Here is a 14,782-nt window from a genome sequence, read left to right on the forward strand (position 1 = left end):
CCGTAGCCCTTCGAGGAACAGCCAGATCCCTCGTGAAAATCTTCGAGTGAATGACGGTAGATGCGGAGCAGCAAGAAGCAGACACTTGATTCATTGTCTCTTCCTCCGGGCGGCCTCGGGAGAATTCCTCTCGTCGCCTTGAGGCAAGCTGTGACGGTCGCCGATGTTCTCAATTTCCGTCACGCAGCCAACATTCTCGGTGTCAGCCAATCGAGCGTAAGCACACGGATCAAGGCGCTGGAGGAGGATCTCGGCATCCTGCTATTCGAGAGGCGGCATCGCGGCGTTCGGTTGACCGAGGCCGGACGCAGCTTCATTGCCGAGATCTCGACTGGCATCGAGCATCTCGATCATGCCATCAAGACGGCGGGAGCGATTTCGACGGGTGTGATCGGGCATCTCAATGTCGGACTGCATTCCTCGATCGCGGCCGGCTTCCTCGCCGATCTCAAACGCAGGTATCGCGAGGAGCATCCGACCATCGAATTCGTGATCGCTGAGGGGCGATCCGCCGACACAATCCGGCAAGTCCGCGAAGGCGCGCTCGACATCGCCTTCGTCGTCGGGGCAGTGGATGCGTCGGATTGCCACTCCCGGCAGATTTGGACTGAAGCTTTCGTTGTTGCCTTGCCGGCCGATCATAGGCTCGCCTTGGCTGAGCGGGTCTCGTGGCAGGATCTCGCCTCTGAAGCCTTCCTTGTTCGGCAAGGCGGCACTGGACCGCAAGTAAACGACCACATTGTCAGGCGGATCGCCGAGCAGGAGAGAGCACCGAGTATCCGCCGTTTCGATGTCGGGCGCGATACGCTCATGCACATGGTCGCGGATGGCGAAGGCATTGCGCTGATGTGCGAAGCTGCAACGCATGTTCCATTCCCAGGTGTCGTTTTCCGTCCGGTCGCCGACGAGACGGAGCAGGCACGGTTCAGCGCCGTATGGTCGCCGCACAATCGAAGCGCTGCGTTGGCGAACCTGCTCAGCCTTGCCGACGAAATGCGCAAGTCAGTTCGGCCCGCCTAACGCCTTCAGAAGCGAGCCCGATTTGATACCCAAGGGCCGCAACCTGGCCAGGACAGTAACGCTACGGATACGTCGGCGCGTTCGACCGCTCCGACGTAGCGGGCGCTCAAGCCCGAGCGATCCGCCAATGCCTCCTGCGTCAGTTGCTTATTGATCCGCGACCGACCGATTCGATTCTCGACAGTATTTCAGCGGTGGACACTTCAAGCGCAGCCGCAATATCTACGAACTCGACAACATCAATCCGTCGCTCTCCGTTCTCATACTTGGCGACGAAGGACTGCGGCTTGTTCAGTCGCTCGGCTAGTTCCGCCTGCGTCAGATTTCTGTCCTTGCGTGCTGCCGAGAGAAGTGTCTGAAGAAGTTGTTGGCGGGGCGAGCGCAAGGTTTTCTGCATTCGGAACGGCTCTCCATTGAAAAAGGGGAGCAGTTCCGCTAATCCTGATCTGGGATTATCCCATTTCAGGATTATCGTTTCCGTGGGTCCGAGGGAGGACCAGATGCGCGTCAAACCCGAACTCGATCCTGACGTTAATGACCTGGCGCCGATGGAACCGGACGTGACTCTCTATGACGAGGCGCATTTCGTCACCTATCTGCGCCTGCTGGACGCCGAAACCGACGGTGCGGACTGGACCGAAGTGGCGCGGATAGTGCTGCATCGTGATCCGGTAGCCGAGCAAGTTCGGACTCGGGCGTGCTGGGAAAGCCATCTCGCCCGTGCGCAGTGGATGACGAAGATCGGCTACCGGCGCATTCTGGAACAGGCTGTCGAAGAAGCCCGCAACACGCGGCACTGACCCGTCCGATTTCTACGCCACGGTATCCGGCAACACGCTCGCTGTTCTTTTCTGTTGCTTCTCGCGAAACCGCCTATTCTCTGATCGGCTCCGTCTCTTTTGCCGATCGGAGCGTGTATGTCGGGAAGCCGTGTCCTCTGGGGCCAGATCACCATCGTCGTCGTCATCGTGCTGGCGACGATCTGGGGCGCGACCGAGTGGACGGCGTGGCGGCTCGGCTTTCAGGGACAACTCGGTACGCCGTGGTTCGAGCTTGGCGGCTGGCCCTTCTACTATCCGCCCGCCTTCTTCTGGTGGTGGTATGCATACGACGCCTATGCGCCCCCGATCTTCATCGAGGGCGCGTTTATCGCCGCGTCGGGCGGTTTCCTCTCAATCGCGGTGGCGATCAGCCTGTCGGTCTGGCGAGCACGCGAGGCGAAGAATGTCGCCACCTACGGCTCGGCGCGTTGGGCTTCGCCAGAGGAGGTAAAGGCAGCCGGGCTGCTCGGCCCGGATGGCGTGGTGCTTGGCAAGCTGGACCGCGACTATCTGCGCCATGACGGGCCGGAGCATGTGCTGTGCTTCGCGCCGACCCGCTCCGGCAAGGGCGTCGGTCTCGTCGTGCCGACGCTGCTGACCTGGCCGGGCAGCGTCATCGTCCATGACATCAAGGGCGAGAATTGGGGACTGACGGCGGGCTTTCGCGCGCGGCATGGCCGCGTGTTGCTGTTCGATCCGACTGACGCCAAGTCCTCGGCCTACAATCCGCTGCTGGAGGTGCGTCGCGGCGATTGGGAAGTGCGCGACGTTCAGAACATCGCCGACATCCTGGTCGATCCCGAAGGCGCGCTCGACAAGCGCAACCATTGGGAGAAGACCAGCCATTCGCTGCTGGTCGGGGTGATCCTGCATGTCCTCTATGCCGAAGCTGACAAAACGCTGGCCGGCGTAGCCAACTTCCTCTCCGATCCGAAGCGCCCGGTGGAGGCGACGTTGCGCGCCATGATGTCCACGCCGCATCTCGGCGAGGCGGGCGTCCATCCAGTCATTGCCTCATCGGCGCGCGAGCTGCTGAACAAATCCGACAACGAACGCTCCGGCGTGCTGTCCACCGCCATGTCGTTCCTCGGCCTCTACCGCGATCCCGTGGTGGCGAAGGTGACGGCGCGCTGCGACTGGCGCATCGCCGATCTCGTCTCGGGCAAGCGGCCGGTCAGCCTCTACCTCGTCGTGCCGCCGTCCGACATCGCCCGCACCAAGCCGCTGATCCGCCTGATCCTCAATCAGGTCGGGCGGCGGCTGACCGAGGAATTGAACGCCGTCAAACGCCATCGGCTGTTGCTGATGCTCGACGAGTTTCCGGCGCTGGGGCGGCTCGACTTCTTCGAGTCGGCGCTGGCCTTCATGGCCGGCTACGGCATCAAGAGTTTTCTGATCGCGCAGAGCCTCAATCAGATCGAGAAGGCGTATGGCGCGAACAATTCGGTGCTCGACAATTGCCATGTCCGCGTCGCCTTCGCCACCAATGACGAGCGCACCGCCAAGCGGGTGTCGGATTCGCTCGGCACCGCGACCGAGATGCGCGATTCCACCAACTATGCCGGCCACCGGCTGTCGCCCTGGCTCGGCCATCTCATGGTGTCGCGGCAGGAGACGGCTCGGCCGCTGCTGACGCCCGGCGAGGTGATGCAGCTTCCGCCGACCGAGGAACTGCTGCTGGTCGCGGGCGTGCCGCCGATCCGGGCGAGGAAGGCGCGCTATTACGAGGATACCCGATTCAAGGAGCGGTTGCTGCCGCCGCCGGACCTGTCCGTCGGAGTAAAGACCCCGCAAATCCAATCAGGCGACGACTGGTCGGCGCTGATGATACCAACGCCCACCGCACCATCCGCACCGCCGACGCCGGACGTCGCCGCGACCGATCCTGCCAATGCCGGCATCCGTCGCGAGCCGGAACTGCCCGAGCATGAGGAGATCGTGTCGGAAGACCGCCCGGCCGGGCACGAGTTCGATGTGCTCGACGACGAACCGGACGTGGACGCCGCCAAGGCTCGCACCATCCGCCAGCAGGTCACGTCCGTCGCCCGTCAGGCGACGATGGACCCGGCCGACGGCATCGAACTGTAAGGAGCCGCCGCCATGCAGACCAAGACCCGCATGAATGTCTATTTCGAGCCGGATCTTCTGAAGAAGGTCGAAGCGCTGGCGCTCCGCCGCAATGTCTCCAAATCGGCCGTGATCGAGGCGGCCGTGGCGTCGTTCCTGTCGGCCGATGCCTCCGAGCGCCTGGAGGCTGTCTTCGCCCGCCGCATGGACAAGCTCGGCCGTCAGGTCGATGGGCTGGACGAGGATCTCGCCATCGTCGGCGAAACGCTGTCGCTGTTCATCCGCTTCTGGCTGACCGTGACCCCGCCGCTGCCCGATAGCGCCCAGGCATCGGCGCGGGCGAAGGGGGCGGAACGCTTCGACGGGTTCCTGCAATCGCTCGGGCGGAGACTGGCGACGGGCGACCGGTTCCTGAAGGAGCTGTCACGGGACATCGACGCCGGGCGAAATGGTGGCGATACGTCAGGATGACGGACGCCGCTGATCGTCCAGCCGCACGTCCTATGAGCGGTCGATCAGGACATAGGTTTTGGCGAACTCAGCTTCCAATGCTTGGGATTCCTCCCATGTCATCGGATTTTTGTTCGCTTTGTCCCAGGTGCCGACCGCCTTCTCAGAGTGTTTCATCGACTGGCTGATGCCCGACAAGTCCGGAAACAGAGCTTCGGCTTCCGCACGGGATTTCCTGCCGACTTCGCTACGAGCCTCGCGCCACGCCCGATAGGCGGGATGATGCGCCTGCTTATACTCGTCCAGCGCTCGGTCGCGATCGTCGCGCTCTCGCTTGACCCACGGCGCAGGCTTGCCCTTCTTGCCCGGATTATTGCTCATCGCGTTGCCTTTTCTGATTTCGACAAGAGTAGACATAGCTCATCACTACCGATCGTGGGATTTTCAATCCCGCCGATTGCCGCCTTTTCTGCGCTATGCCCGCCGGCTGTTAGATACTTGTTGAAGCAGCCAAACTTCCGGCTCTTTTAATCATCCCCGTCCGGGAAGCGTCTGTGTTGTCCCCGGCGAGATCGGGGATCGGATGGCGGTATCGCACCAGAATTCGGAGAGTTTGACGCGAAGCGCGCGGATGCTGCGCACCGCGCTCGGCCCCGCCATCGCGCGATTTTTGGAAGACCCCGCCGTCGTCGAAGTGATGCTGAACCCGGACGGGCGGCTCTGGATCGACCGGCTGGCGGAAGGTCTGTCCGACACGGGCGAGAGGCTCGCCCCAGCCGATGGCGAGCGGATCGTCCGCCTCGTCGCGCATCACGTTGGCGCGGAAGTCCATGCCGGCGCACCACGCGTCTCCGCCGAACTGCCCGAGAGCGGTGAGCGGTTCGAGGGGCTGTTGCCGCCCGTCGTCGCCGCGCCGGCCTTCGCCATTCGCAAGCCCGCCGTCGCCGTGTTCACACTCGACGATTATGTCGGCGCCGACATCATGACGACGGAACAGGCCGAGGCGTTGCGCACGGCAGTCGCGGGACGCGCCAACATCCTCGTCGCCGGCGGCACGTCCACCGGCAAGACGACCCTGACCAATGCGCTGCTGGCCGAAGTGGCGAAGAGCGCCGATCGCGTCGTCATCATCGAGGATACGCGCGAGCTTCAATGCGCAGCACCCAACCTCGTTGCCATGCGCACCAAGGATGGCGTCGCCTCGCTCTCCGATCTCGTGCGCTCATCGCTCCGGCTGCGGCCCGATCGCATTCCGATCGGCGAGGTGCGCGGCCCCGAGGCACTCGATCTCTTGAAGGCGTGGGGCACCGGCCATCCCGGCGGCATCGGTACAATCCACGCCGGCTCTGCCATCGGCGCGATACGCCGCCTCGAACAGCTCATCCAGGAGGCCGTCGTCACCGTGCCGCGCGCGCTGATCGCCGAGACGATCGATCTCGTCGCGGTCCTGGCCGGGCGTGGATCGCAGCGCCGCCTCGTTGAACTCGCCCGCGTCGAAGGCCTCGGCCCCGATGGCGATTACCGCGTCGTGCCTGCCGTCAACGACGGCGGCGACATCCAGCCCGACCTCAATCTTGAACCCACAGGAGATATCCGATGATCCGCACGCTTTCGCGCGGCTGCCGCCACATGGCGATGGCCGCCGCCACCGTTTCCCTCAGCCTCATGTTGGCGCCCGCCGCCTACGCCTCCGGCTCGTCGATGCCGTGGGAAGCGCCGCTGCAATCCATTCTCCAGTCGATCGAAGGGCCGGTCGCCAAGATCATCGCGGTGATCGTCATCATCTCGACCGGTCTGGCGCTGGCCTTCGGCGACACCTCAGGCGGCTTCCGCCGCCTGATCCAGATAGTCTTCGGCCTGTCGATCGCCTTCGCCGCGTCGAGCTTCTTCCTGTCGTTCTTCTCGTTCGGCGGCGGGGCACTGGTCTGATGGCGGGCGGCGTCGAGCAGGTCGAGGTGCCGGGCTATGCCGTACCGGTCCACCGGGCGCTGACCGAGCATATCCTGCTCGGCGGCGCGCCGCGTGGTCTCGCCATCCTCAACGGCACGCTGGCGGCGGCGCTCGGCCTCGGTCTGCGCCTCTGGCTGGTCGGCCTCGCCATCTGGGCGGTCGGGCACCTTGCCGCCGTCTGGGCGGCCAAGCGCGATCCGATGTTCGTCGATGTGGTGCGCCGCCATCTGCGCATCTCCGGCCATCTCGGCGTTTGAGGAGGCCGATCCCATGATGAACCTCGCAGAATATCGCCGCACCGCCATCCGTCTCGCCGACTTCCTGCCGTGGGTAGCGCTGGTCGGTTCCGGCGTCGTCCTCAACAAGGACGGCTCGTTCCAGCGCACCGCGCGGTTTCGCGGTCCAGACCTCGATAGCGCCGTGCCGGCCGAACTGGTCGCCGTCGCCGGCCGATTGAACAACGCCTTCCGCCGCCTCGGATCGGGATGGGCGATCTTCGTCGAAGCACAGCGCCATGAGGCAGCGTCCTATCCAGCCAGCCGATTTCCCGATGCCGCCTCGGCACTGGTGGACGCCGAGCGCAAGGCGAACTTCGAGGAGGCGGGAAGCCATTTCGAGTCCAGCTACTTCCTGACATTCACCTACCTGCCGCCGGCCGAGGACGCGGCACGGGCGGAGACCTGGCTGTACGAGGGCCGCAAGCGGTCGGGCGTCGATGGACGCGAGATGCTCACCGTCTTCGTCGATCGCACTGACCGCGTGCTGCAACTGGTCGAAGGCTTCATGCCCGAATGCCTGTGGCTCGATGACGCCGAGACGCTGACCTATCTGCATTCTTGCGTTTCAACCAACCGCCATCGCGTCCGCGTGCCTGAAACGCCGATGTATCTCGACGCGCTCGTTGCCGACCAGCCGCTCACCGGCGGGCTGGAGCCGCGATTAGGTTCGACGCATCTGCGCGTCCTGACTATCGTCGGTTTCCCGACCGCGACCACGCCCGGCCTGCTCGACGAGCTGAACCGGCTGGCCTTTCCCTATCGCTGGTCCACCCGCGCCATCCTGCTCGACAAGACGGACGCGACGAAGCTGCTGACCAAGATCCGGCGGCAATGGTTCGCCAAGCGCAAGTCGATCGCCGCCATCCTGAAGGAGGTGATGACCAACGAGGCCTCGGCCCTGGTCGATACCGACGCCGCCAACAAGGCGGCGGATGCCGACATGGCCCTGCAGGAACTGGGCGCGGACTATGCCGGTGTCGCCTATGTCACCGCGACGATCACGGTCTGGGACGATGATCCGCGTCTCGCCGACGAGAAGCTCCGGCAGACGGAAAAAATCGTCCAGGGCCGCGATTTCACGGCGATGGCGGAAACCATCAACGCAGCGGACGCCTGGCTCGGCAGCTTGCCCGGCCATGTCTACGCCAATGTCCGGCAACCGCCGATTTCGACTTTGAACCTCGCCCACATGATCCCGCTTTCGGCGGTGTGGGCGGGTCCGGAACGGGACGAGCATTTTGCAGCGCCCCCACTGCTCTTCGGCAAGACCGAAGGCTCGACCCCGTTCCGGTTATCCCTTCACGTCGGCGACGTCGGGCACACGCTCGTCGTCGGCCCGACCGGTGCGGGCAAGTCCGTACTGCTCGCGCTCATGGCTCTCCAGTTCCGGCGCTACGCCGGTGCGCAGGTCTTCGCCTTCGACTTCGGCGGCAGTATTCGCGCCGCCGCACTGGCGATGGGTGGGGACTGGCACGATCTCGGCGGCGGACTGAGCGACGGCAGCGACGAGAGCGTGTCGCTTCAGCCGCTCGCCCGCATCCATGATGTCCCTGAGCGTGCCTGGGCGGCCGATTGGATCGTGGCCATCCTGACCCGCGAAGGCGTCGCCATCACCCCGGAGGTGAAAGAGTATATCTGGACGGCGCTGACCTCGTTGGCGTCCGCACCCGTGGCAGAGCGCACCATCACCGGCCTCGCGGTCCTGCTTCAGTCGAACGACCTGAAGCAGGCGCTCCGGCCTTACTGCGTCGGCGGCGCCCATGGCCGTCTGCTCGACGCCGAGGCCGAATATCTTGGCTCCGCCACGGTTCAGGCGTTCGAGACCGAAGGGCTGATCGGCACCGAGGCCGCGCCCGCCGTGCTGGCCTACCTGTTCCACCGCATCGGCGACCGGCTCGACGGCTCACCGACGCTCATCATCATCGACGAAGGCTGGCTGGCGCTGGACGACGAAGGGTTCGCCGGCCAGCTCCGCGAATGGCTGAAGACGCTGCGCAAGAAGAACGCGTCCGTGATCTTCGCCACGCAGTCATTGAGCGACATCGATGGGAGCGCCATCGCACCCGCCATCATCGAAAGCTGCCAGACCCGGCTTCTACTCCCGAACGAACGGGCGATCGAACCGCAGATCACAGCCATCTATCGCCGCTTCGGCCTCAACGACCGACAGATCGAGATTCTCGCACGGGCGACGCCCAAGCGGGATTACTACTGCCAGTCTCGGCGCGGCAACCGGCTGTTCGAGCTGGGTCTGTCCGATGTGGCGCTGGCGCTCTGCGCCGCCTCGTCGAAGACCGATCAGGCCGAGATAGCCCGCATCGTCGCCGAGCACGGCCGCGACCGCTTCCTCACCGCCTGGCTGCGCCATCGCGGCGTCGCCTGGGCCGCCGACCTCATCCCCGACCTCACCAACTTGGAGATTTCATCATGACGCTTCGTCGTTCACGCGCGGCCCTCTTCGCCGCATCCATCCTGTCCGTGCCGCTTGCCCTGTCGCCGATCACGGTGACGACGCCGGCCCATGCCATCACGGTGTTCGATCCCTGGAACTACAGCCAGAACATCCTGACGGCGGCGCGCACCCTTCAGTCGATCACCCAGCAGGTCACGCAGCTTCAGAACGAAGCGCAGATGCTGATCAATCAGGCCCGCAACCTCGCCAGTCTGCCATTTTCCTCGCTGCAACAGCTCCAGCAGTCGGTCCAGCGGACGCAAGCGCTTCTGAAACAGGCGCAGAACGTCGCCTATGACGTCCAGCAGATCGACCAGCTCTTCCAGCAGAAATACGGCAACGTCTCGATGTCGGCCTCCGACAGCCAGCTCGTCTCCGATGCCCGCTCGCGCTGGCAGAATACCGTCGGCGGCTTGCAGGACGCGATGAAGGTGCAGGCCGGCGTCGTCGGCAATATCGACACCAACCGCAGCCAGATGGCGGCGCTGGTCGGATCGAGCCAGTCCGCGACCGGCGCACTTCAGGCGACACAGGCCGGCAACCAGCTTCTCGCGCTCCAGGCCCAGCAGCTTGCCGATCTCACCGCCGTCGTTGCCGCCAACGGCCGGGCGCAGGCGCTGACCGAGGCCGAGCGGGCCGCCGCAGCCGAACAGGGCCGCGAGCAGCGTCGGCGGTTCCTGACGCCGGGCACGGGCTACCAGCCCGGCAATGCGCAGATGTTCAATAACGGCAACAACTGACCGGGAGAGACGCGCCATGGAAGGCAAGACGCTCGCCCGCATCGCCGCCGCTGTCTTTGCGGGCGTTGCGATCACCGCCACCGCGATCCAAATGACCCGCAAGGACGACACGCCGGCTGATCCTGCTCCCGCCGTAGTCGCGCCAGCCGCACCCGATCCGCTGCGTGTGGGGCAGCGCCGGTGCCAGCGTCTCGGCGAGGCCGGCGCGCGTGATGCCGAATGTCTGCGCATCTGGGCCGCGAGCCGTGACCGCTTCCTCGGTCTCGACAGGTCGCCGCGACCCACGGCCCCGCAATCCGCGCCTTCCATCTCTGCGAACGACGAACCCATCACCAAACAGACCGCGCCTGCGGAACCGGCCGAGGAGCGATAGAGCATGGGCGGCACCGGCGTCATCGACCAGTTCCTGGCCGTCTTCACCCGATATATCGACAGTGGCTTCGGCCTGCTGTCGGGCGAGGTCGCGTTCATCGCCACGACGCTGATCGTCATCGACGTGACGCTGGCGGCGCTGTTCTGGTCGATGGGCGGCGATGACGACATCATCGGACGCCTCATCAAGAAGACGCTGTTCGTCGGTGTCTTCGCCTACATCATCGGCAACTGGAACAATCTCGCGCGGATCGTCTTCGAGAGCTTCGCCGGCCTTGGCCTGAAGGCTTCGGGCACGGGGTTCACGACAGCCGATCTCCTGCGCCCCGGCAAGGTGGCGCAGGTCGGTCTCGACGCCGGACGGCCGCTGCTCGAATCGATCTCCGGCCTGATGGGCTGGATCTCCTTCTTCGAGAACTTCATCCAGATCGCCTGCCTGCTCTTCGCCTGGGCGCTGGTGCTGCTCGCCTTCTTCATCCTCGCCATCCAGCTCTTCGTCACGCTGATCGAGTTCAAGCTGACGACGCTGGCTGGCTTCGTACTCATTCCCTTCGGCCTGTTCGGCAAGTCCGCCTTCATGGCCGAACGGGTGCTCGGCAACGTCATTTCCAGCGGCATCAAGGTGCTGGTGCTGGCGGTCATCATCGGCATCGGCTCGACACTGTTCAGCCAGTTCACCGCGGGCGTCAGTGGCACGGCGCCGACGATCGACGACGCCATGGCGATCGTGCTGGCGGCGCTATCGCTGCTCGGCCTCGGCATCTTCGGTCCCGGCATCGCCAACGGCCTCGTCTCTGGCGGCCCGCAGCTCGGTGCGGGCGCGGCCATTGGAACGGGTCTCGCCGCAGGCGGTATGGTCGCCGCCGGAGGTGCTGCGATCGGCGCCGTCGCGTCCGGCGGGGCCGCTCTTGCCGGAGGTGCTGCCGCTGCCGCCAGAGGCGGCGCGACCCTCGCGGGTGGTGCGACCGCCGCCTATCGGGCCGGAGGCGCATCGGGTGTCGCCAGTACCGGCGCGTCCCAGGCCGGGTCCGCCATCGCCAGCCCATTCAAGCGCGCCGCCGCCTCCATGAAGGACAGCTTCCAGGCCGGCGAACGCGCCGTCACCGGCGAGGCCGCGCCGAACGCGAGCGCCGACGCTCCATCCGCATCGTCTTCGTCCGCCAGCGCTGACGGCCCGCCCGCATGGGCCAAGCGCATGAAGCGCGGCCAGCAAGCCTCCCACGGCATCCAGGCCGCCGCCCATGCCGTCAAATCCGGCGACAGCCATGGCGGCGGCTCCTCCGTCAACCTCTCCGAAAGCGACCGCTGATGTTCAAACGACCCTCCACGCATTACGGCAGGACGCCGCAACCCGAGACGCCGTATCAACGCGCCGCCCAAGTCTGGGACGACCGCATCGGTTCGGCCCGCTTGCAAGCGAAGAACTGGCGGCTGATGGCCTTCGGATCGCTGATCCTGTCGGCCGGTCTGTCCGGCGCACTGGTCTGGCAATCGGCCAATGGCTCGATCGTGCCGTGGGTGGTGCAGGTCGATAAGCTCGGGCAAGCGCAAGCCATTGCCCCGGCCGTCGCCGACTATCGCCCGACCGATCCGCAGATCGCCTGGCACCTCGCGCGCTTCATCGAGCAGGTCCGCAGCATTCCGGCCGACGCCATCATCGTGCGGCAGAACTGGCTGCGCGCCTATGAGTTCACCACCGATCGCGGGGCCATGGCGCTGAACGACTATGCCCGCGTCAACGACCCCTTCACCAAGGTCGGCAAGCAGCAGATCGCTGTCGAGGTGTCGTCTGTCATTCGCGCTTCACCGGACAGCTTCCGTGTCGCCTGGGTCGAGCGCCGTTATCAGGACGGCTCGCTGGCCGAGACATCGCGCTGGAGCGCCATTCTCACCATTGCTGTTGCGCCACCCCGCGACGCCGAGAAGCTCCGGGCCAACCCGCTCGGAATATACGTCAACGCCATCAACTGGTCGAAGGAGCTTGGACAATGATCCGGCCGTCTCAACTGACCGCCGGACATCCGGCGAACCATATTCACGCAATGCCGCCGATGTGCGGAGCCGGAAAGCCTGCTTTCCGTAAAAGCTCATTCGCAGTTTTGCTGCTTGCCGCAACGGCGCTCGCCGGCTGCGCCACGACGCAAAAACCGCCCGAGATCGCCTATGACGATGCTGCGCCCGCCGTGCAGACGGTCGATCCCCCAGCGCCCGTCACCGTCGTCGAACTGCCCCGGCCCTTGCCGCTGCCCGGCCAGATGAAGCGGGTGGAGCGCTCGCGTCAGACGCCCGAGCCGACCGATCCCGCCGCGCGCGTCAATCAGGCGAACGCGCAGGCCCGCGTCCAACCGGTCCGCGACGGCTTCATCAACGCCATGCAGGTCTATCCCTATACCGGCGGCGCGCTCTATCAGGTCTATACCGCCGTCGGGCAGATCACCGACATCGCGCTTCAGCCCGGCGAAACCCTCGTCGGCTCCGGTCCGGTCGCCGCCGGCGACACGGTGCGCTGGATCATCGGCGACACGCTGAGCGGTTCGGGGGCGACCCAACAGGTCCATATCCTGGTTAAGCCAACCCGCACCGATCTGATGACCAATCTCGTCATCAATACCAATCTGCGCACCTACCATATGGAGCTGCGCTCGACCGAGCGGACCTATATGGCGTCGGTGTCCTGGCAATATCCGCAGGACCAGCTCATCGCCCTGCGTCGTCAGAACCAACAAGCCGAGGCCGCGCAGCCGGTCGCCAGCGGTGTCGATCTCGCCAACGTCAACTTCCGCTATGCGATCGAGGGCGACCGCGCGCCCTGGCGGCCGCTCCGCGCCTTCGACGATGGTCGGCAGGTCTTCATCGAATTCCCGCGCGGCATCGCGCAAGGGGAGATGCCGCCGCTGTTCGTCGTCGGTCCCGAGGGTAATACCTCCGAACTGGTGAACTACCGGGTGCGCGGCCGTCACATGATCGTCGATCGGCTGTTCGCCGCCGCCGAACTGCGCTTCGGTACGGGTGACAACCAGAAGCGCGTCCGCATCACCCGCACTGACGGGAGGCCAGCATCGTGAGCGAGATCGATCCCGATAAGAGCGCGAAGCCAGGGCCGACGCCGGACGACGATGACGCCCGTCCGCTGACCGGCGAGCCGGTCGCACCGATGCGCCTTCGTGCCGAACCGCCGCGCGTCACCCGGTTGTCGCGGAAGGTTCTGGCCGGTCTCGGCCTGGTCGGCAGCCTCAGTATTGGCGGCGCGCTGATCTATGCGCTCCAGACCCGCGACGGCGGCAGGCCAGAGGAACTGATCTCCACCGACAACCGCTCGACCCCGGACGGTCTTTCCGGCCTGCCCAAGGACTATACCGGCCCGGTCCTCGGACCCGCTTTGCCCGGCGATCTCGGCCGACCTATCCTGGATGCGCAGAACCGTGGCCAGCCCGTGCCAGCACCGGGCATGGTCACGCCCGGCGCAGTGACGCCCGGTCTCAGCGCCGAAGAGCAGCGGCGGCTTCAGGAAATCGAGGCGGCGCGGACCGGCCGGCTGTTTGCCTCGACCGAGACGCGCAACGTCGCGTCACCAGCGACCGCGCCCGCCAATGTCCCAACTCCGCTCCCGGACCTGACGAGCCTCGGCCTCGCGCCACAGCCAGCGACGCCCACCGCGCAGGACCGGCAGCTCGCCTTCCTCAATCAGGCGGCCGACCGGCGCACCGTCGCGCCGGATCGCTTGGCCGCGCCGGCGTCGCCGAATATCCTTCAGGCCGGCGCAGTCATTCCGGCTGCGCTCATCACCGGCATCCGCTCCGATCTGCCCGGACAGATCACCGCCCAGGTGACGGAGAATATCTACGACAGCCCGACCGGTCGCATTCTGCTCGTACCACAGGGCACACGGCTGATCGGCCAGTACGACAATGGCGTCGGCTTCGGCCAGCGCCGTGTCCTGCTGGTCTGGAACCGGCTCATCATGCCGAACGGCCGCTCGATCGTTCTGGAGCGCCAGCCGGGCGCGGACGCCGAAGGCTATGCGGGGCTGGAGGATGGCGTCGATTATCATTGGGGCGAACTGTTCAAGGCGGCGGCGCTTTCGACACTCCTCAGCATTGGCGCCAACACGGGATCGTCCAGTGACGAGAGCGATCTGCTCAGCGCCATCCGCGACGGCGCATCCGACAGCATCGGTCAAACCGGCCGGCAGATCGTCCAGCGCCAGCTCAACATCGCGCCGACGCTGACCATCAGGCCGGGTTTCCCCGTCCGTGTTGTTGTTACGAGAGATCTCGTGCTCGAAGCCTACGGAGCCACACCATGACCAAGCTGAAACTCGGCCCGATCGCCGACGACAAGCCCGTGAAGCTGACGGTCGAATTGCCCGCTGTCCTGCACCGTGACCTCACGGCCTATGCCGAAGCGCTTGGTCGCGAGAACAACCACCCGCCGACCGATCCCGTCCGCCTGATCGTGCCGATGCTGGAGCGGTTCATCCAGACGGATCGGGCCTTCGCGAAGGCGAGGCGGACTATGCCGTCGGCCACGGGCGGGCAGTCATGATGCCGACACCCGTCCATCGTCGCGGGACTGATCGCAGTATCCAACCGAGGTATCGCAAAGCGCTGTCTTCACACGACGCGCAATCTG

Annotated in this window: 17 protein-coding genes; 15 read left to right on the forward strand and 2 right to left on the reverse strand. The window is 65.5% G+C overall.

Annotated elements, in window-relative coordinates; genetic code table 11:
• The first annotated feature begins 60 nt into the window (after positions 1-60).
• Positions 61-1,020 carry a LysR family transcriptional regulator gene (locus tag U1R88_RS12800; RefSeq protein ID WP_336624883.1) on the forward strand — a complete coding sequence of 320 codons (960 nt, stop codon included), beginning with the start codon at positions 61-63 and terminating at the stop codon, positions 1,018-1,020.
• A 139-nt stretch (positions 1,021-1,159) separates the two neighbouring features.
• Here U1R88_RS12800 and U1R88_RS12805 read toward each other — a convergent pair whose 3' ends face one another.
• The gene (locus tag U1R88_RS12805; protein WP_322431565.1) at positions 1,160-1,417 is read right to left on the reverse strand and encodes a helix-turn-helix domain-containing protein; all 258 of its coding nucleotides are present in this window, start codon (positions 1,415-1,417) and stop codon (positions 1,160-1,162) included.
• 103 nt (positions 1,418-1,520) lie between these two features.
• Here U1R88_RS12805 and U1R88_RS12810 point away from each other — a divergent pair, with 103 nt between their 5' ends.
• The 3 genes from U1R88_RS12810 to U1R88_RS12820 all read left to right on the forward strand — a co-directional run bounded on the left by U1R88_RS12810 (position 1,521) and on the right by U1R88_RS12820 (position 4,379).
• Positions 1,521-1,820 carry a DNA -binding domain-containing protein gene (locus U1R88_RS12810; RefSeq protein ID WP_322431566.1) on the forward strand — a complete coding sequence of 100 codons (300 nt, stop codon included), beginning with the start codon at positions 1,521-1,523 and terminating at the stop codon, positions 1,818-1,820.
• A gap of 117 nt (positions 1,821-1,937) precedes the next feature.
• On the forward strand, positions 1,938-3,929 hold the full coding sequence (locus U1R88_RS12815; RefSeq protein ID WP_322431567.1) for a conjugal transfer protein TraG: 1,992 nt from the start codon (positions 1,938-1,940) through the stop codon (positions 3,927-3,929).
• Between the two features lie 12 nt (positions 3,930-3,941).
• On the forward strand, positions 3,942-4,379 hold the full coding sequence (locus U1R88_RS12820) for a ribbon-helix-helix domain-containing protein (RefSeq protein ID WP_322431568.1): 438 nt from the start codon (positions 3,942-3,944) through the stop codon (positions 4,377-4,379).
• A 30-nt stretch (positions 4,380-4,409) separates the two neighbouring features.
• Here U1R88_RS12820 and U1R88_RS12825 read toward each other — a convergent pair whose 3' ends face one another.
• On the reverse strand, positions 4,410-4,775 hold the full coding sequence (locus U1R88_RS12825) for a hypothetical protein (protein ID WP_322431569.1): 366 nt from the start codon (positions 4,773-4,775) through the stop codon (positions 4,410-4,412).
• A gap of 166 nt (positions 4,776-4,941) precedes the next feature.
• Here U1R88_RS12825 and trbB point away from each other — a divergent pair, with 166 nt between their 5' ends.
• Genes trbB through U1R88_RS12880 form a run of 11 tightly spaced genes read left to right on the forward strand, consistent with a single transcriptional unit; the run spans position 4,942 to position 14,695 of the window.
• A complete protein-coding gene (trbB, locus tag U1R88_RS12830; protein ID WP_322431570.1) occupies positions 4,942-5,958 on the forward strand; it encodes a P-type conjugative transfer ATPase TrbB in 1,017 nt (338 codons plus the stop codon).
• A complete protein-coding gene (locus U1R88_RS12835; protein WP_018390147.1) occupies positions 5,955-6,287 on the forward strand; it encodes a TrbC/VirB2 family type IV secretion system protein in 333 nt (110 codons plus the stop codon). Before trbB ends, U1R88_RS12835 begins: the two co-directional genes overlap by 4 nt.
• A complete protein-coding gene (locus tag U1R88_RS12840) occupies positions 6,287-6,565 on the forward strand; it encodes a VirB3 family type IV secretion system protein (RefSeq protein WP_322431571.1) in 279 nt (92 codons plus the stop codon). The genes U1R88_RS12835 and U1R88_RS12840 overlap by 1 nt, the downstream gene beginning before the upstream one ends.
• Positions 6,566-6,578: 13 nt before the next feature.
• Positions 6,579-9,017: a conjugal transfer protein TrbE gene (gene trbE / locus U1R88_RS12845; protein WP_322431572.1), complete on the forward strand. Its 2,439-nt coding sequence runs from the start codon at positions 6,579-6,581 to the stop codon at positions 9,015-9,017.
• On the forward strand, positions 9,014-9,778 hold the full coding sequence (gene trbJ / locus U1R88_RS12850; RefSeq protein WP_322431574.1) for a P-type conjugative transfer protein TrbJ: 765 nt from the start codon (positions 9,014-9,016) through the stop codon (positions 9,776-9,778). The genes trbE and trbJ overlap by 4 nt, the downstream gene beginning before the upstream one ends.
• A gap of 16 nt (positions 9,779-9,794) precedes the next feature.
• Positions 9,795-10,151, forward strand: a complete 357-nt coding sequence (gene trbK-alt, locus U1R88_RS12855) for a putative entry exclusion protein TrbK-alt (RefSeq protein WP_322431575.1) — start codon at positions 9,795-9,797, stop codon at positions 10,149-10,151.
• A gap of 3 nt (positions 10,152-10,154) precedes the next feature.
• Positions 10,155-11,459: a P-type conjugative transfer protein TrbL gene (trbL, locus tag U1R88_RS12860; protein WP_322431576.1), complete on the forward strand. Its 1,305-nt coding sequence runs from the start codon at positions 10,155-10,157 to the stop codon at positions 11,457-11,459.
• Positions 11,459-12,142, forward strand: coding sequence for a conjugal transfer protein TrbF (gene trbF / locus U1R88_RS12865; protein ID WP_322431577.1), 684 nt, complete (start codon positions 11,459-11,461; stop codon positions 12,140-12,142). The genes trbL and trbF overlap by 1 nt, the downstream gene beginning before the upstream one ends.
• Positions 12,139-13,215, forward strand: a complete 1,077-nt coding sequence (trbG, locus tag U1R88_RS12870) for a P-type conjugative transfer protein TrbG (RefSeq protein ID WP_425545418.1) — start codon at positions 12,139-12,141, stop codon at positions 13,213-13,215. Before trbF ends, trbG begins: the two co-directional genes overlap by 4 nt.
• Complete coding sequence (locus tag U1R88_RS12875; RefSeq protein WP_322431578.1) at positions 13,212-14,456, forward strand: TraB/TrbI/VirB10 family type IV secretion system protein; 1,245 nt, start codon at positions 13,212-13,214, stop codon at positions 14,454-14,456. Before trbG ends, U1R88_RS12875 begins: the two co-directional genes overlap by 4 nt.
• Entirely contained in the window at positions 14,453-14,695 is a 243-nt protein-coding gene (locus tag U1R88_RS12880; RefSeq protein WP_322431579.1) for a DUF2274 domain-containing protein, read from the forward strand. The genes U1R88_RS12875 and U1R88_RS12880 overlap by 4 nt, the downstream gene beginning before the upstream one ends.
• Positions 14,696-14,782: the final 87 nt, after the last annotated feature.

The sequence above is a fragment of the Labrys sedimenti genome (assembly GCF_034424805.1).
Taxonomy (GTDB): domain Bacteria; phylum Pseudomonadota; class Alphaproteobacteria; order Rhizobiales; family Labraceae; genus Labrys; species Labrys sedimenti.